25 protein-coding genes are annotated in these 19,920 nt (G+C 70.8%); 9 read left to right on the top strand and 16 right to left on the bottom strand.

All coding sequences use genetic code 11. The features are described from left to right. Positions 1 to 197: 197 nt before the first annotated feature. Positions 198 to 1,385, top strand: a complete 1,188-nt coding sequence (gene hutI, locus ACIQ9E_RS24670; protein WP_403710423.1) for an imidazolonepropionase — start codon at positions 198 to 200, stop codon at positions 1,383 to 1,385. A 19-nt stretch (positions 1,386 to 1,404) separates the two neighbouring features. Here the strand turns inward: hutI and ACIQ9E_RS24675 are convergent, their stop codons facing one another. Further along, positions 1,405 to 2,646: an MFS transporter gene (locus tag ACIQ9E_RS24675; RefSeq protein WP_403710619.1), complete on the bottom strand. Its 1,242-nt coding sequence runs from the start codon at positions 2,644 to 2,646 to the stop codon at positions 1,405 to 1,407. Positions 2,647 to 2,808: 162 nt separating this feature from the next. After that, positions 2,809 to 3,549, bottom strand: a complete 741-nt coding sequence (locus tag ACIQ9E_RS24680; protein ID WP_403710425.1) for an ArsR/SmtB family transcription factor — start codon at positions 3,547 to 3,549, stop codon at positions 2,809 to 2,811. Between the two features lie 65 nt (positions 3,550 to 3,614). Between ACIQ9E_RS24680 and ACIQ9E_RS24685 the strand changes: the two genes are divergently transcribed. After that, positions 3,615 to 4,274, top strand: coding sequence for a flavin reductase family protein (locus tag ACIQ9E_RS24685; RefSeq protein ID WP_403710427.1), 660 nt, complete (start codon positions 3,615 to 3,617; stop codon positions 4,272 to 4,274). A gap of 21 nt (positions 4,275 to 4,295) precedes the next feature. On the opposite strand, the gene ACIQ9E_RS24690 is transcribed toward ACIQ9E_RS24685, so the two are convergent. The 3 genes from ACIQ9E_RS24690 to ACIQ9E_RS24700 form a co-directional block, all read right to left on the bottom strand. After that, entirely contained in the window at positions 4,296 to 5,189 is an 894-nt protein-coding gene (locus ACIQ9E_RS24690; protein ID WP_403710429.1) for an SDR family oxidoreductase, read from the bottom strand. 118 nt (positions 5,190 to 5,307) lie between these two features. Then, positions 5,308 to 5,439 (bottom strand): DUF397 domain-containing protein, encoded by a 132-nt coding sequence (locus ACIQ9E_RS24695; protein WP_403710431.1) that lies wholly within the window; start codon positions 5,437 to 5,439, stop codon positions 5,308 to 5,310. Then, positions 5,396 to 6,340 carry a Scr1 family TA system antitoxin-like transcriptional regulator gene (locus tag ACIQ9E_RS24700; RefSeq protein WP_403710433.1) on the bottom strand — a complete coding sequence of 315 codons (945 nt, stop codon included), beginning with the start codon at positions 6,338 to 6,340 and terminating at the stop codon, positions 5,396 to 5,398. The genes ACIQ9E_RS24695 and ACIQ9E_RS24700 overlap by 44 nt, the downstream gene beginning before the upstream one ends. Before the next feature lie 188 nt (positions 6,341 to 6,528). Between ACIQ9E_RS24700 and ACIQ9E_RS24705 the strand changes: the two genes are divergently transcribed. The 5 genes from ACIQ9E_RS24705 (at position 6,529) to ACIQ9E_RS24725 (ending at position 10,071) form a co-directional block, all read left to right on the top strand. Then, a complete protein-coding gene (locus tag ACIQ9E_RS24705; RefSeq protein WP_403710435.1) occupies positions 6,529 to 6,945 on the top strand; it encodes an ATP-binding protein in 417 nt (138 codons plus the stop codon). 283 nt (positions 6,946 to 7,228) lie between these two features. Beyond that, positions 7,229 to 7,666 (top strand): hypothetical protein, encoded by a 438-nt coding sequence (locus ACIQ9E_RS24710; protein ID WP_403710437.1) that lies wholly within the window; start codon positions 7,229 to 7,231, stop codon positions 7,664 to 7,666. Positions 7,667 to 7,790: 124 nt separating this feature from the next. After that, entirely contained in the window at positions 7,791 to 8,177 is a 387-nt protein-coding gene (locus ACIQ9E_RS24715) for a hypothetical protein (RefSeq protein WP_403710439.1), read from the top strand. Between the two features lie 377 nt (positions 8,178 to 8,554). Further along, the gene (locus ACIQ9E_RS24720) at positions 8,555 to 9,001 is read left to right on the top strand and encodes a hypothetical protein (protein WP_403710441.1); all 447 of its coding nucleotides are present in this window, start codon (positions 8,555 to 8,557) and stop codon (positions 8,999 to 9,001) included. 92 nt (positions 9,002 to 9,093) lie between these two features. Beyond that, positions 9,094 to 10,071 (top strand): hypothetical protein, encoded by a 978-nt coding sequence (locus tag ACIQ9E_RS24725; RefSeq protein ID WP_403710443.1) that lies wholly within the window; start codon positions 9,094 to 9,096, stop codon positions 10,069 to 10,071. 129 nt (positions 10,072 to 10,200) lie between these two features. Here ACIQ9E_RS24725 and ACIQ9E_RS24730 read toward each other — a convergent pair whose 3' ends face one another. The 6 genes from ACIQ9E_RS24730 to ACIQ9E_RS24755 form a co-directional block, all read right to left on the bottom strand. Continuing rightward, positions 10,201 to 10,773: a dihydrofolate reductase family protein gene (locus tag ACIQ9E_RS24730; RefSeq protein ID WP_403710445.1), complete on the bottom strand. Its 573-nt coding sequence runs from the start codon at positions 10,771 to 10,773 to the stop codon at positions 10,201 to 10,203. 111 nt (positions 10,774 to 10,884) lie between these two features. Next, on the bottom strand, positions 10,885 to 11,370 hold the full coding sequence (locus ACIQ9E_RS24735; protein WP_403710447.1) for a hypothetical protein: 486 nt from the start codon (positions 11,368 to 11,370) through the stop codon (positions 10,885 to 10,887). Positions 11,371 to 11,431: 61 nt separating this feature from the next. Further along, a complete protein-coding gene (locus ACIQ9E_RS24740) occupies positions 11,432 to 11,656 on the bottom strand; it encodes a DUF397 domain-containing protein (protein ID WP_403710449.1) in 225 nt (74 codons plus the stop codon). A 105-nt stretch (positions 11,657 to 11,761) separates the two neighbouring features. After that, complete coding sequence (locus ACIQ9E_RS24745; protein WP_403710452.1) at positions 11,762 to 12,604, bottom strand: helix-turn-helix domain-containing protein; 843 nt, start codon at positions 12,602 to 12,604, stop codon at positions 11,762 to 11,764. After that, entirely contained in the window at positions 12,594 to 13,118 is a 525-nt protein-coding gene (locus tag ACIQ9E_RS24750) for a DUF6879 family protein (protein ID WP_403710454.1), read from the bottom strand. The genes ACIQ9E_RS24745 and ACIQ9E_RS24750 overlap by 11 nt, the downstream gene beginning before the upstream one ends. Beyond that, on the bottom strand, positions 13,102 to 13,308 hold the full coding sequence (locus tag ACIQ9E_RS24755; protein ID WP_403710456.1) for a hypothetical protein: 207 nt from the start codon (positions 13,306 to 13,308) through the stop codon (positions 13,102 to 13,104). Before ACIQ9E_RS24755 ends, ACIQ9E_RS24750 begins: the two co-directional genes overlap by 17 nt. A gap of 230 nt (positions 13,309 to 13,538) precedes the next feature. Here ACIQ9E_RS24755 and ACIQ9E_RS24760 point away from each other — a divergent pair, with 230 nt between their 5' ends. Beyond that, on the top strand, positions 13,539 to 14,045 hold the full coding sequence (locus ACIQ9E_RS24760; protein ID WP_403710458.1) for a DUF6879 family protein: 507 nt from the start codon (positions 13,539 to 13,541) through the stop codon (positions 14,043 to 14,045). 167 nt (positions 14,046 to 14,212) lie between these two features. Next, complete coding sequence (locus tag ACIQ9E_RS24765) at positions 14,213 to 14,983, top strand: glyoxalase (protein WP_403710460.1); 771 nt, start codon at positions 14,213 to 14,215, stop codon at positions 14,981 to 14,983. A 113-nt stretch (positions 14,984 to 15,096) separates the two neighbouring features. Here ACIQ9E_RS24765 and ACIQ9E_RS24770 read toward each other — a convergent pair whose 3' ends face one another. The 5 genes from ACIQ9E_RS24770 to ACIQ9E_RS24790 form a co-directional block, all read right to left on the bottom strand. After that, positions 15,097 to 16,350 (bottom strand): cytochrome P450, encoded by a 1,254-nt coding sequence (locus ACIQ9E_RS24770; protein ID WP_403710462.1) that lies wholly within the window; start codon positions 16,348 to 16,350, stop codon positions 15,097 to 15,099. Further along, complete coding sequence (locus tag ACIQ9E_RS24775; protein ID WP_063838401.1) at positions 16,347 to 16,901, bottom strand: ATP/GTP-binding protein; 555 nt, start codon at positions 16,899 to 16,901, stop codon at positions 16,347 to 16,349. The genes ACIQ9E_RS24770 and ACIQ9E_RS24775 overlap by 4 nt, the downstream gene beginning before the upstream one ends. A gap of 178 nt (positions 16,902 to 17,079) precedes the next feature. Further along, a complete protein-coding gene (locus ACIQ9E_RS24780) occupies positions 17,080 to 17,463 on the bottom strand; it encodes a DUF742 domain-containing protein (RefSeq protein WP_006348887.1) in 384 nt (127 codons plus the stop codon). Beyond that, complete coding sequence (locus ACIQ9E_RS24785) at positions 17,460 to 17,906, bottom strand: roadblock/LC7 domain-containing protein (protein WP_006348888.1); 447 nt, start codon at positions 17,904 to 17,906, stop codon at positions 17,460 to 17,462. The genes ACIQ9E_RS24780 and ACIQ9E_RS24785 overlap by 4 nt, the downstream gene beginning before the upstream one ends. Continuing rightward, positions 17,903 to 19,855, bottom strand: a complete 1,953-nt coding sequence (locus ACIQ9E_RS24790; protein WP_403710465.1) for an ATP-binding protein — start codon at positions 19,853 to 19,855, stop codon at positions 17,903 to 17,905. The genes ACIQ9E_RS24785 and ACIQ9E_RS24790 overlap by 4 nt, the downstream gene beginning before the upstream one ends. Between the last annotated feature and the right edge of the window lie 65 nt (positions 19,856 to 19,920).

A 19,920-nucleotide genomic window follows, 5' to 3' on the forward strand; every position in this document is an offset into this window, starting at 1 on the left:
GTACGCCCGGTGCGGGCGGTACGGGTGGGAGGGGTGCCGCGGCCCGTACCGGCACCGGCATCCGCGCCGGCCCGCGTACCGGGGCCCACCCGGCTCGCCGCCGTACCCGCACTCGGGCGGCCCCGCACCGCCGCCGCCGCACCGCAGCCCCTCCCTCCCCCGCACCAGAACGCAGCCCCCACCCCCGGAGCCACCCCATGACCGCCGCCCCCGCCCCCACCACCCTGGTCACCAACATCGGCAGCCTCGTCACCAACACCCCCGGCACCGGCGACACCGCAACCCCCCTCGGGCTGCTCCCCGACGCCGCCGTCGTCATGGCCGGGGGCCGGTTCGTCTGGGCGGGCCCCGCTGACCGGGCGCCCGAGGCCGACGAACGGTACGACGCCGGGGGCCGGGCCGCGATCCCCGGCTTCGTCGACTCCCACTCCCACCTCGTCTTCGCGGGGGACCGCACCGCCGAGTTCAACGCCCGGATGTCCGGCCGTGCCTACCGGGCGGGCGGTATCCGGACCACGGTCGCCGCCACCCGCGCCGCGACCGACGACGAACTCGACGCCAACGTCACCCGCTATCTCACCGAGGCGCTGCGCCAGGGCACCACCACCTTCGAGACCAAGTCCGGCTACGGCCTCACCGTCGAGGACGAGGCCCGCGCGCTGCGGATCGCCGCCCGGCACACCGAGGAGACCACCTATCTCGGCGCCCATATCGTCGCCCCCGAGTACGCGGACGACCCCGCCGGATACGTCGACCTCGTCACCGGCCCCATGCTCGACGCCTGCGCCCCGCACGCCCGCTGGGTGGACGTCTTCTGCGAGCAGGGCGCCTTCGACGGCGACCAGGCGCGGGCCGTCCTCACCGCCGGAGCGGCGAAGGGACTGGTCCCGCGGGTCCACGCCAACCAGCTCGGCCACGGCCCGGGTGTCCAGCTCGCGGTCGAACTGGGCGCCGCCAGCGCCGACCACTGCACCCATCTGACGGACGCCGACGTCGACGCCCTGGGAGGCGGCACCACGGTCGCCACCCTGCTGCCGGGGGCGGAGTTCTCGACCCGCGCGCCCTGGCCGGACGCCCGCCGTCTGCTGGACGCGGGCGCGACGGTGGCCCTCTCCACGGACTGCAACCCGGGCTCGTCGTTCACCTCGTCCATGCCGTTCTGCATCGCCCTGGCGGTACGGGACATGGGCATGACGCCCGACGAGGCCCTCTGGTCCGCCACCGCGGGCGGCGCGGCCGCGCTGCGCCGTACGGACATCGGCCGGATCGCGGTCGGCGCCCGCGCCGACCTCGTCCTGCTCGACGCCCCCAGCCATGTCCATCTGGCCTACCGGCCGGGGGTGCCGCTGGTCCGGGAGGTATGGCGGGCGGGCGTCCGGGCCTGAGCGCCTCTTCCCGGCTTCCTCAGGGCATGCCCGGTGCGCGCTTCAGGCCGCGCACGGCCGGGATCGCCAGCAGCAGGGCACTGACGACCAGCGCCATGGCGGCGGACACATACAGCAGCTGCACGGTGCCCACGACGAGCGCGAGCGGGCCGGCCACCGCCTGCCCGACCGGCTTCATCACCAGTGAACCGGCCGCGTCATAGGCGTGCACCCGCCCGAGGACGTCATGCGGGATATGCGTCTGCACGCTCGTGTGGAACATGACGATCCAGAACGCCATGCCCACGCCGCTCACGCCGTAGCAGACCGCGATGAGCGGCGCGGGAAGGCCGAGGGCGACGCTCAGCGGCATGGGCACCCAGAGGATCATGGAGAGGGCGCCGGCCCGGAGCGGATACCGCGGGCGGAACCGCATCGCGATCAGCCCGCCCACCACGCTTCCCGCCCCGAGGGACGACATGACCAGGCCGAACACCGATGCCCCGTGGTCGGTGACGAGCGTGCTGTTGCCGAGGGTCGTGGTCGGCCCGGCTCCGGCCAGCTGCCAGAGCATGAAGACGACAATGACACTCCACAGCCAGGTCCTGGCCCGGAACTCCCGCCAGCCCTCCACCAGATCGGCCCGGAACGTCGACGCGCCGGCCCGTCCGGCCGGACCCATCGGGACCGAACGGAGCCGGAGCAGACAGACGCCGCTCACCGCGTAGGTCAGGGCGTCGACGCCGACCACCACCGCCGGTGAGGAGACCACCAGCAGGAGGCCGGCCACGGACGGCCCGATCACGACGGCGACGGACTCCGCGACCCGCAGCGTGGCATTGGCCTTCTGCACGTCATGGGCGATCAGCGGGGTGACGGTGGCGACTCCCGGCTGGAACAGCGCGCTGCCCGCACCGATCAGCGCCAGCAGCGCCAGGATCTGCCACAACGGCGGTGTGCCCAGCAGGAACAGCAGCGCGAGCACTCCCTGGGAGCCCAGCCGGGCGACATCGGAGATGATCATCAGCCGCCGGGCGCCGAAGCGGTCGGACATCACCCCGCCGAAAATGATCAGCGCGGCGAACGGCGCGACGAGCGCAGCGAGCGCATAGCCGACCCCGCTCGTTCCGTATCCCGCCCGCAGCACGGCCGCCGTGATCGCTACGGGGAGCATCGCGTCCCCCAGCAGCGAGGCGGTGCGCGCGGTGAAGAACAGCCGGAAGTCCGGCGTCCACAGGCCCTGACCGGGCGGAATGTCCTTCGCTCCCAGACCGCGCGCCATATCGGTACCGGTCACGCCCACCGTCCCCCCGTTGATGCCGCCGGGGGCGACGCTCTCATGCTCCGGCCGCCCCCGGTCAACAGGATTTCCGGAGCCCGACAGGGCCCTTCGGGGCGGTCGCCGAGCGGAGGCGGGGCGTCGCCGGAACCGGAGTGCGGTGGCTCAGCCGGAGCCGGATGCCCGCAGAGCCGGGACCGCCGCCCGTGCGGCCCCCGCGTCCACGCCGAAGTGCCTCGACAGCTCCCGGCCCCCCTTCTCCGTGACGGCGACGGCCCGGGTGGATCCGGTCCTGACGATCCAGCCCTCGTCGAAGGCATGGCGGCAGAGCGCCGCGCCCACCGCGCCCGCGAGATGGGGGCGGCGTTCGGTGAGGTCCAGACAGGAGAGCACCGCCGGTCTGCGGGTGACCGGGAGGGTGATACCGAGGCCGGTGAGGAAGGCCCGGCCCTCGGGGGTCAGCGCCAGCCCGCCGCGGTCGTCGAGGAAACCGCGGCCCGTCAGCGCATCGGTGACGGCTACCCCCAGCTCACCCGCCAGATGGTCGTAGCAGGTCCGGCCCCGGGCCAGGGCCCGGGAGGTGCGGGCCGCCGAGAGCGAACGCGGCGGAACCCGGGAGACCCCCGGGGCGAGCGCGGCCAGCGACTCCACCAGCCCCGCGACCTCCGGCCCCGCCAGCGCGACATACCGGTGGCGGCCCCGTCGCTCCTCCACCAGCAGCCCCGAGGCGACCAGCAGATGGAGGTGCCCGGTGGCCGTGGAGGCCGCGACACCGGTGTGCCGGGCCAGCTCCCCGGCGCTCCAGGGCCGTCCGTCGAGCAGGGCCAGACAGAACGCGGCCCGGGTGGCATCGGCGAGCAGCGAGGCGACGGCGGCGAGATCACGCCCGGATTCTCGGGTGTCCATCCTTCGATTGTCGCGCCGTATCGCTTCGGCGGCCGCCGAAGTATTGCCGTCCTACGGTTCCGGCCATGGAAACAACCTCGCTGCTCCCGTCCCCGTCCCCGTCCGCGGCGGTGACGATCACGCCGAGCATCCTCTACTTCGGCACCCCCGTGGTCCTGCTCACCACCCTGAACGAGGACGGCACGGCGAACCTGGCGCCCGTCTCGTCCGCCTGGGCCCTGGGCCACACCGTCGTCCTCGGCCTCGGTCCGGACGGGCAGACGGGCCGCAATCTGCTCGCCGGACGCTCCGGACTCGTCCTGAACCTGCCGGGCCCCGGGCTGTGGCCGCAGGTGGAGCTGCTGGGCGGGCTGACCGGCCGGCCGCACACTCCCGACGATCCGCGGGGCCACGTCACGTACGAGCCCGACAAGTTCGCCGCCGCCGGTCTCACCCCCGTGCCCTCGGAAGTGGTCTCCCTGCCCAGGGTGGCGGAGTGCCCGCTCCAGCTGGAGGCCCGGGCGGCGGCGGTACGGCACGACGGCGCGGGCGAGTTCCTGATCGTGGAGGCGGGCGTCCTGCGGGTGCACGCGGCGGCGGACATTGTCGTCCCGGGTACCCAGTACGTCGACCCCGCCGCCTGGACCCCCCTGGTCTACAACTTCCGCCACTACTTCGGCCTCGGACCCGAACTCGGACACAGCGCACGGTCCCAGACGCCCCGCGTTCCTGCGGCCCCTCGGTAACCCGGCGGGCTCCGGCGGGCGTCAGAAGCGCAGATGCGCGTACGCCTCCGGGTGCTCCCGCAGATAGTCCGCGAAGGACTGCGCCGGGCGCCCCGCCAGCCTTGGGACGGCGTCCGACACGAGCGCCAGTTCGCCGGATGCGATCGCCTCGTAGGAGCTGACCCAGCCCGTGACCGCCCACTCCGGGGCGCCGAAGGAGGCGCGTGACTCCAGGGCCTCCGCGTGGCTCTCCGGGACGTAGGTCACGGTCCGGCCCGAGAACCGGGACAGTTCCTCCGCCGCCTCCGCCAGGGTGATCGCGGCCGGTCCCGTCAGGTCGTACACGGCGCTGTCGTGGCCCTCGCCGAGCAGTACGGCGACGGCCGCGTCCGCCACGTCGTCGTGCGCCACCGCCGACACCCGGCCCTGCCCGGCCGGACCCCGGATCACCCCGTCGGCGCCCGCCATCGCGGCGATCCCCCCTTGGTAGAGGCTGTCCCGCAGGAACGTGTACCGCAGGGACGAGGCGCGGATGTACTCCTCCGTGTACCAGTGGTCGCGGGCGAAGGTGAACGTCGCTTCGGGCGCCGCGCCCAGGAACGACACGTACACCACCCGCTCCACCCCGGCCGCGACCGCCGAGTCCAGCGCGATCTGGTGCTCCCGCACCCGGCCCGGGTCCTCGTGCGCGGAGACCAGGAAGAGGGTCCCGACGCCGTCGCAGGCCCGGCGCATGCCTTCTTCGTCGCCGTACGACCCGATCCGGGCCTTGCTGCTGCCGGCCGGTTCGGGCAGCCGCGCCGGATCCCGCCCGATCAGCCGGACCGCCGCCCCGTGCTCGGCGAGCCGCCGGGCGACCCGGCCGCCGAGCCGCCCGGAGGCCCCGGTGACGGCGACGACGGGGGCGCCGGGATCGGCGGGGGTGGTGCTGCTCATGGCGGCGGTCCTTCCGGTGGGCGGGCGTACGGCGGTGTACGGGGCCAGTGTCCGCGATCACCACCGCCGCCGCAGCCCGGCAGCCACCCAGGGGCCGCCGCACCCCACCGGCGACCCGTCAGACGCCGGTGCCTCTCGCGTAGCCGATGAGCCCGGCGAAGGCCCGGGGGGTGAGGTGGAGGTGGGGGCCGGTGGGGTTCTTGCTGTCACGTACGGCGACGGCGGCGGTGTCCCCGGATACGTGGGCCACCTCGACGCAGTTGCCGCCATTGTTGGCGCTGTAGCTGCTCTTGACCCATGTCCCAGTGCCCGGACGCTGTTCCATCTGCCCAGTACCCTTCCGCGAAGTCGCTGATAAATGCGGCGGACTCATGTGCGGACAGGGCGTCCGCTCTGAGCACATCATAGGTACGGACGTGCCGGGCGTAGATGCTCGGATCGCTGTCGAAGTGGCCCCGGTCCAACGACTCCGAGTACACCCATTGATGCCCGTCCGGCAGGGTGATCAGGGAGAGGGAATTCGCAGGCCGAACCAGTTGTGCGCCAGCGGGCGCGACGTGGATGCGGATGTTCGGGCGTCGGCCCATGGCGAGCAGATGTGCGCACTGCCCGCGCATCACGGCGGCGTCTCCCACGAGGTTACGCAAGGCGCTTTCGTCCAGCACCACTATCAACAGCGGTCCGTCCGGCGCGAGAAACCGCTGCTGCCGACTCATCCTTGCGGCGACCCGCTCCTGCGCGGCGGTCTCGTTCAACACCTGAGAGAACAGGGCGTGGGCGTAACCAGGGGTCTGCAACAGCCCTGGCACTTCCTGTGTCTGGAACTCCCTCAGCGCTGTCGCCTCTGCCTCCATCTCGGCCCGCCGACGGAACCAGTCCGGATGGTCCACCTGCGGATACCAGTTCACCCGTGACCACAGGCTCACCAGCATTCCGTCCGCACCCAGCAGCTCGTCGCAGCGGGTGACGAACGGCAGTTGAGGGACCCGCGTGCCCGCCTCCACTCGCGTGACCAGCGACCGGTCGCAGGGGATCCGGGCCGCGAGCTGCTCCTGTGAGAGGTTCGCCCGCTCGCGGTGGTGTCTCAGCAGCTCCCCGAAGAGTGCCGCCGACGTTGCTGCTGCTCCGGAGTTGTCGTGGCGTCGCCCCATGGCCGTCTCCCCTCGTGACACCCCCTTGGTGTCACTGCTTCCGACCTGGTGAAGCTAACTCCCGCCCACCATCCTGGAACCATCAAGTGCAGTGCAATTCACCTGATCCGACTAAGGATCAGATGATTCCGGTTAGTTGATAGAGGTTCCTCCGCTTTTGTGCGGGTACTCAGAGGAGCAGCGCAGATATGAACGGGCCCTGTAGCGGCGGCACATGGACCGCCCGGTGGAACCGCCACCCCCGGAGCGTCGGCAGAGCCCGGCTCGGGTTGCGCAAGGCCCTCGCGGGCTGGGGGCTCTCCGCCATCGAGGACCTTGCCGCGCTCGTCCTCTCCGAGCTGGTGACGAACGCGGTCCGGTACGGTGCGGCGGCCGGGCGCCAGATCGAGACCCGGTGCGCCCGCACCCCCGGCGGGCTGCGGATCGAGGTCCACGACACCGGGGACGGACGGCCCTCGCTGAGGATGCCCGCGCCCGACGCGGACGGCGGGCGCGGGCTGTGGCTGGTGGCGGAGCTGGCCGACCGGTGGGGGGTGGAGAACCGGGTGGGGCCCGGCAAGTACGTCTGGGCGGAGCTGTTCGTACCGCCGGACATCTATCCGTGAGGGCGACCGCGCTCACCGGTCCCGCGCCGTGCCTGTTGACGGCGAACTGCCTCCGGTGCGGCCGGATCACCTACGCACCGGTGCCGGTCCGCTGGGTGGAGAACGCCGTACGGTACGCCTGCCCGCAGTGCGCACCGCTGACGCCGCCCGGCCCTACGCCGGGTGAGCACCCGCCCGAGGACAGGGCGATGCGACGGAGGTCGGGAACGGCCGCTGCGTACACTCGCAGTGAGGGCGAAGCGCCGGGCCGAGATTTCGGCACCGGTGTGAGGGAGGGGCCAGGATGTTCGGTTCGAAGAAGAAGCACAACGATCTGATGGCGCAGCTCAGACCCGACCTGAGCCGGGAGTCGCTCGGCGTAGGGCCCGACTTCCCGGGCGTCGCCCCGAACCCGCTCCTGAGCAGTGATGCCCGGAAGCGCAATGCGGAACTGCGTACGGGGGCGCTTGCGATCGGCGTTCTCGTCGACTGGCGGGAGGTCAACAGCAATCCACGCGTGATCCTGATGTTCGACGTGGAGACCGCCGGCGGCACCTCGTTCCGCGGTATCGCTGACGAAGGCCTCACGATCACCGAACTCACCCGACTCGCCCCGGGGCAGACGTTTCCCGTGCGCTACCGGCCGGCCGTCATGGACCACTACGTCGCCCTTGCCCGGGACGCGGACCCCGCCGACGTGCAGCATCTCTCCGATGTGATCGCGAGCCGCAAGCGGACCTGACCCGGCGCCATCGGCCGGACCCCCGGGCTCATGGCCGCCCTCGTCGATCCGCTCCCTGGCCGCCTCCTCCTCGGGGGTATACCGGGGGTCACCCGGGGCACAGGCCACTGGGGATACTGGGGAGATGGACAGCTACCAGGCGACGGCGGCGCTCGAATGGTGGGCGAACACGTCCCTGTGCCTGGGTGGGTACGAAGTCCTGGTCACGGTCCGCGTCACCGGCGACGACTGGGCCTGTGAGGCGGTGTTCGGCCCCGAACCGCTCTCGGACGAGGACCGCGAGGGCTTCGACTTCCTGATGGATCTCGATCCGGTCTTCACCCTCCGCTTCCACGAAGGGAGCGAGATCCTGGTCGACGTCCGCAGGACCGGGGATGCCGGGCGCCTGGTCCTCACCGCCTTCGAGGCCTCCGAGTCGTTGTCGTCCGAGGCGCTGGCCATGGCGGCCGAAGTCGGAGCCGCCCTCCGCGCTGCACGGCCCGGCGGAGGGTCGGCAGCGCCGCGCGGCTGATACGGAGGGCAGGGCGCCCGGTCGGCGGACCGCGTCGAAGACGTTGAGCCGGAGGCCGTTGGCGTACACCTCGTGCCGGACCGGCTTCAGCCTCCGGACGTCCTTGTCCGTGGTGCCCGATCTGCTGCCCGAGCCGAGGAGCCGCGGGGAGCCCGGCGGGCGGTGACAGTCGATCAGGCCGGCGAGGTCGTATCGCGATGCTTGATCTCAAGTGCACTCCAGGTTCTAGGTTTCTTCCAGGTCCGCAGGGACCGGTCGTCGTTGCCGCGCTGTCATGTGCTCGGCAACGACGGGCGCTCGCATATGCGGCCCTGCGCTCAACCTTCCCCAGGTCGAAACTCAATGCCGCCAGCGGCATCAGAACTCCGGAGTAAGTGATGACAGAGTCAACATTGAAGATGCGTTTCGGCCGATCGGCGCTCTCGGTAGCTGCGGCTGTCTGCATTTCCCTGACCATGGCCGGTACTGCAAACGCCGCCGAGGACGACGGAAGGCTGGATGACACCGAATTCGGCCTCTACTACAACTCCAACAATGCCGGCTGCGTCTTCGACATCTGGGTCGGGGATGCCGACTTCCGCAACAACTATTTCAAGTCGCCTTCGATTCTCCTGAATTGCAGTGGAATAGGGAGGCTGGTCGACAACGACGCCGCCTCGTACTGGAATCGCGCGCACGAGACTTTCTACGTCTTCACCGGTTACAAGGGTGGAGGTTTGGAGGGGTCGATACCTGCCGGATACTCCGGAAACGCTTCTACGAACTACAAGAATGCCCTGTCCTCGGCCGGAAACAAGACCATGCGGGACATCTGGAAGCCGTAACGGCAACCGCGGGTAGTTCTAAGCCACCGCCCCGCCCCGCAGGGGGGCGGTGGCGTTATTCTGCCGACTATGCGAGAAGCAGGGGCGCTGTCATGCGATCACGCCGTCAACTCAATAGCCCGCTGGTCGCGGCAATGGTGGCCGGTCTGGTCGCCGCTCTTGCTGCGTGCTCGGGAAAGAGCAACGCCACGGAGGAGGCAAGGGAGGAGGTAGTCGAAGGATCGACCAGCCGGCCCGGCGCGCTCGCTGTGCAGGATCTGAGGTTTCCCCTGGACGACTACGAACCAACCGCCCAGGAGCAGCGGACCCTCGACGAAGCCCAAGGCGTCCTGCTGAAGGAATGCATGGCGCGCCTCGGGTTCCATTACACTCCCCCGAAGCCTTCACCGGTGGCGGACGATAAAAAGCACAGCCGCGTTTTCGGTCTCCTTGACCTGAACGTCGCATCGAAATATGGGTACGGGCCGCAGAAGGAATCTGAAGAGAATTCGAGCGGCGAGGTCCGACCTGCTCGTACGGAGGCAGAGCGTACCGCTCTCGTCGGCGCCTCCGACCTTTCTCCCGGCGATCTTCCGGCAAGCCAGGAAGAGGCCGAGCGAAAGAAGGGCGGGCCAATGATCAACGGAAGGGTGGCGCCCGTAGGCGGGTGCACCAGAGAGTCGTTCTTGAAGCTTTACGCACCTCGCCCGGGTGCTGTTGACATCATGTTCGCATTTTCCCTGAAAAGGGAGGCGGAATCTCGAAGCGTCAGTGATGGGCGAGGCGTGAAGGTCGACGGGCGCTGGTCCGTATGCATGAAGGACGCCGGATTCTCCGTACGGAACCCTCGAAATCCGATGAAAGATCTCGGGATCAGTCAGGAAGACTCATCCGGTCCCGAGGCCGTCAGGGCGGCCGTGGCGGACGTCAAGTGCAAGGAGCGGGTCGATTTCGCAGGCATTCATTATTCGATCCAAAGCGAATATCAGCGGGCCCTCATTCGCGACAATCGAAAGACGCTTGAGTCGGCCGGGCGGCAACTGAGGGATCGCATCGAGCTTGCTGCCGCTGTTCTCAAGAAAGGCCAATAGGCTCCGTCAGCCTGTTTCGAATGATGTCTTCCGAGGGGCTCGGGTGTCCAAGACGGCCGGAGCCGCGCCGCCGGGCTCCGGCCATGGGCCCGGCAGCGGCGCCGGTGCTGCGGAGGGCCGGGCGCCCGGTCAGCGGACCACGTCGAAGACGTTCAGCTGAAGGCCGTTGGCGTAGGCCTCGTGCTCGACCAGCTTCAGCTTCTGGACGTCCTTGTCCGAGGCGCTGAAGAGGCGCTTGCCCGCGCCGAGGAGCAGCGGGAAGACCAGCAGGTGGTAGCGGTCGATCAGACCGGCGTCCGAGAGGGCGTGGTTCAGGGTGGCGCTGCCGTGCACGATGATCGGGCCGCCCTCGGTCTCCTTCAGCGCGGCGACCTCGTCCACCGAGCGCAGGATCGTGGTCTCGCCCCAGTTCGACACCAGATCGCCCTCGCCGAGGGTGGTGGAGACGACGTACTTCGGCATCTCCTTGTAGTCGGCGAAGTCCTCCATCGTCGGCCAGACCGGGCTGAAGGCCTGGTAGCTGGTGCGGCCCAGCAGTATCGCCGTGGCCTCGCCCTGCTCCCGGCCCTTGATGGCGAAGGCCTCGGGCAGGAAGTCGGTGTGCTGGAAGGTCCAGCCGGAGTTCCGGTAGCCGGGCTCGCCGCCCGGGGCCTCCACGACACCGTCGAGGGAGATGAAGGCGGTGCTGATCAGGGTGCGCATGTTCTGGTTCCTCGGTGTCTCGGGTCCGGCCCACCCTCCGGTGGCGGGCCAGTCATGATCTCTGACCGGGGACCGTACCGAAACTCATCGGCCTCGGCGGGTTCTCTTCGATCACCTGTCCAGCGGGCAGCCCAGCTCGGGCCGGACGCGGTTCGGGGAGCAGGTGACAAGGGCGAGGGAGTGGAAGAGGGGGCCGCGCAGGTAGTGCCCGAGGGACACGTCCCCGCCCCGGCCGAGGCGCTCGACCGCGTCCCGTACCAGCCGCTCGGCCCGCCCGGGGTCGGACTCGGTCCGTACGGCGAACCGGGGTGCGGCCTCGGCGAGCCGCTCCGCCAGCCAGGCGCCGGCCTCCTTGGGCTCCTCCCAGGTCCCGCGGACCAGTGCGGCGGGCTTCACCAGCCAGTAGGCGCTCTCCATGGGCGGCACCCCGGTGACGGCGAACTCGGCGACGACCTCGCGATACCGCTCCAGGAGCCGCTGCGCGACGGCGTCCCCGGGCGCTGCGGGCGGCGGCGGATCGGGATACGGGGGGCGCCGTACGGCCTCGTCGTCGAAGGCGCGCTTCTCGCCGGTCCAGCTGTAGCCGTGGTGGTGCACCCGGTCCCTCCGTTGGGGAAGGGCCCCGCCCGCGGGGGAGCGGGGCCGGTCGGCGAGGCGGTCAGACGGAGAGCCCGAACCGCGCGGGGTCGATCCCGGCGGCGTCCAGCTCGGCCCGGTCGAACCGCAGCGGCGCGAGATCGGGCCGCTTGCTGTCCGCGAGGGCGAAGACGTCCTCACCGATCCGGGCGAGGGTCACGCAGGACTCGCCGTCGGGGTGGGTGTTACCGCCGCAAGCGCGGGAGAACTCGGTTCCGTCGAGGGGGATGCCATACAGATCGGTCATGGGGGTGCCTTTCTGAATCCATGTCAGGACGGGCCGGGGCCGGTGCCTCCGGGCTCGCTCCGGTACGCCATGGATGTTCCCGCGAAACGCGCTTCACCTGGTGTTTTATTGGTGTTGTCGGGTAAAGATCCCGGCCCAGTCGGAGAGGAGCGTCCGGGCTTCCCGGCCGAACAGCGCGTGCTGCTCGTACCGTGCGAAGTCGTCGCGGTATGCCTCCACGTCCCGGTGGTCTCTGAGGACAAGTGCACCCGTCCCGGTTTCCACCGTGGCGAGTCTCCGGTCATACACGGTGAAGGTGCTGAGGGGGCGTTCGTTGATGTGGCCACCCAGCGGAATGATGCCCAGACGGACGGTCGGGATACGGGAGACCGAGGCGAGCCGGTCCAGTTGCATGGCCATGGCGAGCGGCGGAAGCAGGGGCCAGCGGACAGCCTGCTCGGTCAGCAAGAAGGTGAACGACTTCTCCGGGCTGTAGAGCACGCTCTGGCGTTCGAGCTTCTGGGCGATGGTCCTGGACTGGTCCCCCGGTACATCCGCGATGCTCGCCCGTACGTAGTCGGGGGTCGCGAGAAGCCCTGTGATCATGGAGAGCAGAAAGAACCGGAACTCTGTTGTTACCGCTTCCAGACGGGCCAGTTCGTTCTGTTTCTTGTCCAGGCCCCGCCGCCGTGACGACCAGTCGTCCTGCCACTCGGTGTTCGCCGCCCGGACGAGGGCGAGCAGCTCATCGGCCACAAGGCCTTCTGCCCCCAAGGCCTCAATGATCAACTCGACATCGACGAGAGCGGGGGGTGCCTTCCCGCTCTCGATGTTGCTGATCTTCGTCTGTGACATGGCACAGCGGCGGGCGAGCCAGGTCTGAGTCTTCCCGGCTCGCTTCCGCAGTTCTCTCAGGGCCTCGGCCAGATCGGATCTCGACTGGCCCAGCCGTTGGGGCTCAAAGGTCAATGCCCTTGACGTACTCCTCGTAAGGCACGGATGCGGCGACGGCGATGCGCTGGTACTCGATGAAGGGTGCCGTATCGCCCTCGTGAACCCGGCGGTTGATCTGTCTTCCGTCCGGGTGGTAGTTCATCAGTACCACCTCGGTGCGGTCGAACATCCAGAAGTCCTGCACGCCTACCAGGGGGTTGGCGCGCTCGGTGACATCGAGGATGCGGATCTGCTCGCCGGCCAGTGTATGTGGCGCGTAGTAACGGGCGAACTCGAAGCGAAGGTACTCCGACAGAGGCCGGCGCACGATGTGCACCCGGCCCTTCACGCGGCCCTCGCGGGTCTGTCGGCGGAGCTGGTCGATGTAGTCGTCGGAGACCGACGCCGGATCCGGACGGAGGCCGTCCCGGAATGCCTGCAGTTCCTCCTCCTCCTGCGGAACGAGGTACTGCGGCAGCGTCTCCAGACGCCATGCCTCCTGTCGGTAGTCTTCGAAGCGTGCGGCCCACGCCTCACCAGCCAAGAGCACGTACGGCCTCCCTCAACACCTGCTCGGGGATCTCCACGAGTGCCTCACCGTTCGGTGGAGTGAATTCATCGGACACCGGACCTTGCACGACGAACGATCCCGTCGTGGTCCGGTACACGTTGGGGCAGTCGTTCTTCCCGCACTCGCCGTTGCCGCTTCCGGTGAGCCTGGTTAATCCCTGACGAGTCATGCGCCCAACCTCCTGTTCATCAAACCTGCTTGGACGGGGCGGGACGACCGTACGGGCTCTGCCGAACGGGGGCTATACGCCGATCTCGATATTGGCGTAGTCGAATAAATCCAGGCCGGGTACGGAGGCGCGCCCGTGTCCGAGCCCGCAACCGGGCGCTGCTTGCCGCGCACAGGGGCTCCGGAGACCATGGGCGGTCAGGGATGTTGTGTTCATGAGAGGCGAACGCGATGGCCGACTCTGTCTTCGAGAACCTGTTCCGCTCCGTGCGCAGCAGTGCGTACCACTTGGAGATGAGGGACGGGTACGGGCTCGACGACGACTACCGGCAATGGGTGCGGGGGGATCGTTTCGATCCGGCGGAACGCTGGCCCTGGTGGATTGAACTCATCGGATCCGGAGTGGCACGTGGTGTGGCCGTGCACCGGGCCCGCGTGGTCTCCGAACCGGTCTCGCCCTATGTGCGCTACGAGTACGAGTTGACCACCGGCCACAACATCAAGGCCGGGGAAGAGGTGCGGTGGCTGCCCCGCCGCCGGGCGTCCGGGCTGGCTCTTCCCGGCAATGATTTCTGGCTCTTCGACGGTACGACCGTGCTGTTCAACCACTTCGCCGGGAACGGGACGATGACCGGTGAGGAAGTGGTCATGGACCCCGTGGTGGCCGAGCTGTGTGCGGCCGCTTTCGCGGCGGTCTGGGGTCTCGCGGTACCTCATGAGGAGTACCAACCCGGCTGATCGCTGAGACGAGCCTCTCGATGATCCCGGCCTGCCTTCCTGCTTTCGTCCAACCCCCGCCGAGCTGCATGGATAAAGGGCAGATAAAAGTCCCATAGGCGAGGAGAGGCGATCTGCCCCACTCTTGGGAGGTCCCCGGCCGGGGCGGGAACCCGAGAGGTGGCGAGATGGCGGAAGAGACGATGCGGCCGAACGAGACCGCGGTGCCGGTGATGCCGTGCGTGTCGGTCGACGAGACGCTGGAGTTCTACCAGGCGCTCGGTTTCGAGGTCATCCACCAGCAGCGGCGGCCGTACATCTATCTGGCGTTCCGATGGAGCGGGTTCGAGCTGCACTTCGGAGGTGCTCCGAAGCATCTGGACCCCGGCGCGGAGGACGGCGGCGGGTGTCTGATCATGGTGGACGCGGTTGCGCCGTACCATGCCGAGTTCACCCGGGCGATGCGCGAGAAGTACGGGAAGGTGCTGGCCAAGGGGCGGCCGAGGATCACCCGCTTCCGGCCGGGGGCCAGCCGGTTCACCCTGGTCGACCCCTCCGGCAACGGGATCATCTTCATCCGGCGGGACGAGCCCGAGGAGCTGGAGTACGGCGGGTCGAAGCGGTTCGAGGGGCTGGCCAAGGCGCTGGACAACGCGCGGATCTTCAGCGAATTCAAGAACGAGGACCGGACCGCCCTGCGGGTGCTGACCACCGCCCTGCGCCGGTACGGGGACACCGCGCCCGCCGTGGACCTGGCCCGGACGCTGGCCACCCTGATCGAACTGGCCACCGCGCTGGAGGAGTACGAACCCGTCGAGGAGTGGCGCCTGCGGCTGGCCGCGATCGAACTCGGGGACGCCGAGCGGCAACAGGTCGAACAGGGTCTGCGCAACGCGAGCGAACTGCACCTGTGGCGGACCGGGACGACCGGGGAACCGGAGCCGGGCGGTACGCCCTGAGGCCCGGGTCGGTGCGACCGGGCGAAGACGGGTGTCCGGGCGGCGACCCGGGCCGCGGGAACGGCGGAACCGCTGGTCGACGGTTCCCCCGGGACGACCCGCCCCTGACCGCGTCAGCGCCTCGGCCCGAACCGCACCGGCAGCGCCGCCAGGCCCTTGCTCCACGGGGAGCGGAGCCACGTCAGCTGGGACTCGGGGACGGACAGGCGCAGGTCCGGGAGGCGGTGGTGGAGGGTGTCGACCGCGGTGCGGGTGATCAGGCGGGCCGGGTCCTGCGCCGGGCAGGCGTGCGGGCCCGCGCCGAACGCCAGATGGGAGCGGTTGCCCACCACCGGGGCACCGTCCGGCGGGAGGATCGCCGGGTCCTGGTTGGCGCCCGCCAGGCCGAGGAGGAGCATATCGCCAGCGCGGATCGCGCGGCCGCCCAGGACCAGGTCGCGGGTGGCGTAGCGGGCCGGGAAGTGCTGGGTCGGGGGGTGGCGCCAGAGCACCAGGTCCAGGGCGTCGTCCACGGTCAGATGGCCGCCCGCGAGGGAGGAGCGGAACGCGGGGTCGGAGAGCAGCACCCGCAGGGTCGCGGAGATCCAGTTCACCGTCGTGTGGTTGCCCGCCAGGAACATCACCGCCAGGTTGTGCACCACCTCTTCGTCGGTGAGCCGTGCCGGGTGGCCCAGCAGCGTGGAGGTGAGGTCGTCGCCGGGGTGGGACCTTTTCTCGGCGACCAGTTCGGAGAGGATCGCCCCCATCCGCCTGCTGGCGTTCACGGAGTCCGCGTTCGCCGCGACCGTACCCGTGATCGCCCAGATCAGCTGCTGGCCGGTGCGCTCGTCAAGACCGAGCAGCCGGATGATCACCTGGGACGGCAGCTTCTGCGCATAGTGGGCGACGAGGTCCGCCTCCCCGCGGGCGGCGAACGACACGATCAGCTCCTCCGCCGTCGCCCGTACGCTGCGCCGCAGTTCATGGCCGTCGATCCGGGCGATCGCCTCCGATACCGCCGCCCGCATCCGCCGGTGCTGCTGCCCGTCCGCGTACAGCAGCGCCGGACGCCAGCCCACCAGCGGCATGATCGGCGACTCCGGCAGCACCCGCCCCTCCCGCAGCAGCGACCAGCGGCGCGGATCGTGCGAGAAGTCCCCCTCCTCACGGGTGAGGTGGAGCACCTCGCGGTGCCCGATCACCAGCCACGCCGAGACCCCGGGCGCCACCGTGACCGGTGCCACCGGCCCGTACTCGCGCCGCAGCTCCTCGTAGAAAGCGGGCAGCGCACGGCCGTCCGGCTCCGGACCGTACAGCGACGGCGCCACCGGACAGCGGCCGCCGGGGGTACGGGACGCGGGGTAGGCGTGCTGCGGGGGATAGGTCACCGAGGGCCGCCCGCGGCCGTGTCCCGGCCCGGGGCGTCGTCGTCGATCAGATGCTCCAGCAGCGCGATCAGCGCCCCCACGGACGACCGCAGGTCCCGCGCGTCGCAGTACACCAGCGGGGTGCCCGGCAGCAGGTCCAGGGCACCGCGCAGCTCCTCCTCCGGATAGCGCGGGCTGCCCGGGAAGTCGTTGACCGCCACCGCGAACGGCAGCCCCAGATCCTCCAGATTGCCCAGCGCGTCGAAGGACGCCGCCAGATTGCGGGTGTCCACCAGCGCCAGCGCGCCCAGCGCGCCCCGGGCCAGCTCCCGCCAGGCCGGCAGGAACCGCTGCTGCCCCGGCGTACCGAAGATATAGAGCACCAGCGCGCCGTCGATGGTCATCCGCCCGAAGTCGAGCGCCACGGTCGTCGTGGTCTTCCCGGCCCGGACCAGGGTGTCGACCTCCGCGCCCGCCTGGGTCATCACCGCCTCCGTGGAGAGCGGTTTGATCTCCGAGACCGTGCCGATCAGCGTGGTCTTCCCGACCCCCAGCGGGCCGACGACCAGGATTTTGGCCGCGCCCCTGACGCTCGCCGGGACGTACTTCCCGGGAGCGCCGCCGCCGGCGGGGGCAGGAGCGGCAGGAAGAACGGCAGGAGCGGCAGGAAGGGCGGCGGGAGCGGACTGGCTCCGGTGTCCCGGGCCGTGTCCCGGGCCCCGCTCACCGGGGGTGTCCCGGTCCCGGGGGTCAGAGACGGTGTTCGAGGCCATGGAGGACCTTTCTCAGCATGGTCACATCGGTGCGATCGGCCGGTGGAATGGGGGGACGGAGCACCACCAGGCCCCAGTCGACGAGGTCGGCCAGCAGTACCTGCACCACGGACGGCGGCTGCCCGAGGTACGCGGCCACCTCGGCGACCGAGAGCAGCCCCTGGCACTGCCGGAGGATCATGTGGTGCTCCGGCTGGAGGGACGCGGGGAACGCGGCGTCCGTCGCCATCACCAGGGTCTCCCACGGCAGCGGTTCGGCACCGGTGCCCGCACGACCCTGGGTGATCACATACGGCCTGACCGCCGGGGTGGTCCGCTGTTCCGGACCCTGCCCGGGGCGTTCCTCCGGAAGGTCCGTCATCGTGTATCGGCCACGGGGTCCCTCGGCTGACTGCTCAAGTGTGCCCCGATCTTGGCCACCAGCAGCTGCATCTGCTGGGCGACCAGGCCGACATCGGCGTCGGTGCCCGTCGCCACGGCCAGATGGGCACCCACCCCGGCCTGCGAGAAGAGGACGAAGCCGTGCTCGGACTCCAGCATCAGCTGCCGCATCCCGGCCCCCGCGCCGAACAGCAGCGACGCGGTGGATCTGCCCGTCATGTTCATCGCCGCGCAGGCCGCCGAGAGCGACTCGGCCTGCGCCACGCTCAGCTCGCCGACCGGGCCCCGGAGCCGCTGCGCCGAGGCGTGGCCCAGCCGCAGGCCGTCCTCCGAGACGACGACGGCGTGCCGGACGCCCGGGATTTCGATCAGCGGCCTGAGCATCCAGCCCACGTCGGGGAGTGTCGAAATGAACCCGGTCACGGTCTGCCTCCATGGTGGACGTCTGGTTCGGGGGGGCGGGGGGCGCCGCCGTCGGCCCGGGGGGAGACGGCGTCGGTGGGGGGTGTTCCGTAAGGGCTGTCGTACGAGGTGCCGTAGGTCGTGTTGCTGTACGTGTGGTGGGCGTCGGAGTCGTACGGCGGCTCGTACGCGGCGGGCGCGGCCTCCTCGTGCGGCGCGTCCCCGTGACCGGTGTCCCGGTACCTGTCGCCCGGCCACGCCTCCGCCTCGGCCCGCTCCCGCGCCTCCGCGACCGTCGCCCGGCCCCGGCGGGTGCCCGACAGGACGTTCGCCACCGAAGCCCGCGCGTCCTCCGGGCTCCAGCCCGCGGCCCGTTCCGGCATCGCGGGCGCGGGCGGGATCGGGGGCTGCGGCGCCGGGTGCAGGGGGCGTTCGGCGGGTGGCACCCGCGGGCCCAGGGCCTGCTGGGCCGCCGCCTCGACCGCCGCGCCCCGCCTGCTGCGGCGGCGCGGCAGGGCCGCCCGGGTTTCCCCGGCCGACGGGCCCGCCGACGGGACGGCCGGACCGTCCGGCGCGCCCCACGAACGCGCCTCCGGCGGGCGGTTGCCGTACGGATGGGCCGTACGGGCGGAGCGTCCGCCACCGGCCTCCGGGGCGCCGTACGCCACCGGAGCACGGCCCGCGGGAATCCCCGGCCCGCCCCCCGGCCCCGCCGCCTCCCGGGCGCCCGGCCCGCGGCCGTACGCGCTCGTACCCGTACCGCCCTGAGTGAAGTGCGACAGCGGCTCGGTCAGCAGCCGGTACGGCAGGAACGCCACCGCCCGGGTCCCGCCGTACGCCGAGGCCGCCGAAAGCTCCACGCCGAACCCCAGCTCCCGGGTCCAGCGGCCGACGCACGCAAGACCCAGCTTCGGCACCGCGCCCAGATTCGCCAGGTCGAGTTCGTCGCGGATCCGGGCCGTGGCCTGGTCCAGGACGTCCGGGGCCATTCCGAGGCCCGCGTCGTCGATCTCCACGACCGCCCCCGACCCCACCTCCCGGACCGTGACCACGACCTGGGTGCGCGAAGGCGAGAACACGGTCGCGTTCTCCAGCAGTTCCGCGATCGCGTGCATCACGCCCTCGACCGCGGGCGGTACGACGTACAGTGACTGGCCGCCGTGCACCTCGACCCGGGCGAACTCCACGATCCGCGACTGCGCCCCGCGCACGCAGTCGTACAGCGACACCGGGCGGTTCTCCCGCCTGGCCGGCCACACCCCGCACATCACCAGCAGCGTCTGCGCCTTGCGGGTCATCTGCGCGGCGGCGTGGTCCGCCTTCATCACCCCGGACATCAGCTCGGGGTCCTCGATGTTCTGCTCCACCTCGTCCAGCACCTGCTGCTGGACCGTGGCCATGGCGTGCATATGGCGGGCGACGGACTCGAAGGCCGCCTGGACCGCGTCGCGCAGCGCCCGCTCGCGGCGGACCGCCTCGTCCGAGCCGAGCGCGGCGACGATCAGGTCCAGCGCGGCGGCGAACTCCTCACCGGTGTCGGCGGCCGGTGAGAGGGGGCCCGGGACATCGTCCAGTCCGCGGCCCTCGCGCCGCCGCTCGGCGATCGCCGGGACGCGTACGGAGGCCAGATGCGCCACCTCGGCGGCGCGCGCCTCGTCGGTGCGCCGGCCCGCGGCGTACCTCATCCGCTGCCGGCGCAGCAGCCGCGCCAGCAGCAGCACCCAGCAGAACAGCAGCACCGCGGCGCCCGCGGCGGCGCCCGTGACGATCCGGCGCCAGTCGACGGGGGTGTACTCGGCGGCGCCCGCAGCCGCCGCGGCGACGGCCGCCAGGGTCAGCAGGGGCCACCAGAGCGGAGTCCGCACCGGAGGCGCGGGCGGGGACGCAGGGGAGGGTACGGGGGAGGCCGAGGGGCGGGACGCGGAGCCGCGTCCGGTCCGGGCGGCCGCCCGGGTGTCCCGGCTCACCATCTGCGGCCCGGCGCCGGTGAAGCCATAAAGCCGGGCAGATGCCTGTAAAACGGTTCGAGCGCGGA

The organism is Streptomyces sp. NPDC094448, assembly GCF_044763775.1.
Lineage (GTDB): Bacteria > Actinomycetota > Actinomycetes > Streptomycetales > Streptomycetaceae > Streptomyces.

Coding starts and splice junctions, on each gene's coding strand:
- hutI (WP_403710423.1), top strand. CDS start 198: ATGACCGCCGCCCCCGCCCCCACCACCCTGGTCACCAACATCGGCAGC.
- ACIQ9E_RS24675 (WP_403710619.1), bottom strand. CDS start 2,646: ATGGCGCGCGGTCTGGGAGCGAAGGACATTCCGCCCGGTCAGGGCCTG.
- ACIQ9E_RS24680 (WP_403710425.1), bottom strand. CDS start 3,549: ATGGACACCCGAGAATCCGGGCGTGATCTCGCCGCCGTCGCCTCGCTG.
- ACIQ9E_RS24685 (WP_403710427.1), top strand. CDS start 3,615: ATGGAAACAACCTCGCTGCTCCCGTCCCCGTCCCCGTCCGCGGCGGTG.
- ACIQ9E_RS24690 (WP_403710429.1), bottom strand. CDS start 5,189: ATGAGCAGCACCACCCCCGCCGATCCCGGCGCCCCCGTCGTCGCCGTC.
- ACIQ9E_RS24700 (WP_403710433.1), bottom strand. CDS start 6,340: ATGGGGCGACGCCACGACAACTCCGGAGCAGCAGCAACGTCGGCGGCA.
- ACIQ9E_RS24705 (WP_403710435.1), top strand. CDS start 6,529: ATGAACGGGCCCTGTAGCGGCGGCACATGGACCGCCCGGTGGAACCGC.
- ACIQ9E_RS24710 (WP_403710437.1), top strand. CDS start 7,229: ATGTTCGGTTCGAAGAAGAAGCACAACGATCTGATGGCGCAGCTCAGA.
- ACIQ9E_RS24715 (WP_403710439.1), top strand. CDS start 7,791: ATGGACAGCTACCAGGCGACGGCGGCGCTCGAATGGTGGGCGAACACG.
- ACIQ9E_RS24720 (WP_403710441.1), top strand. CDS start 8,555: ATGACAGAGTCAACATTGAAGATGCGTTTCGGCCGATCGGCGCTCTCG.
- ACIQ9E_RS24725 (WP_403710443.1), top strand. CDS start 9,094: ATGCGATCACGCCGTCAACTCAATAGCCCGCTGGTCGCGGCAATGGTG.
- ACIQ9E_RS24730 (WP_403710445.1), bottom strand. CDS start 10,773: ATGCGCACCCTGATCAGCACCGCCTTCATCTCCCTCGACGGTGTCGTG.
- ACIQ9E_RS24740 (WP_403710449.1), bottom strand. CDS start 11,656: ATGACCGATCTGTATGGCATCCCCCTCGACGGAACCGAGTTCTCCCGC.
- ACIQ9E_RS24755 (WP_403710456.1), bottom strand. CDS start 13,308: ATGACTCGTCAGGGATTAACCAGGCTCACCGGAAGCGGCAACGGCGAG.
- ACIQ9E_RS24760 (WP_403710458.1), top strand. CDS start 13,539: ATGGCCGACTCTGTCTTCGAGAACCTGTTCCGCTCCGTGCGCAGCAGT.
- ACIQ9E_RS24765 (WP_403710460.1), top strand. CDS start 14,213: ATGGCGGAAGAGACGATGCGGCCGAACGAGACCGCGGTGCCGGTGATG.
- ACIQ9E_RS24780 (WP_006348887.1), bottom strand. CDS start 17,463: ATGACGGACCTTCCGGAGGAACGCCCCGGGCAGGGTCCGGAACAGCGG.
- ACIQ9E_RS24790 (WP_403710465.1), bottom strand. CDS start 19,855: ATGGTGAGCCGGGACACCCGGGCGGCCGCCCGGACCGGACGCGGCTCC.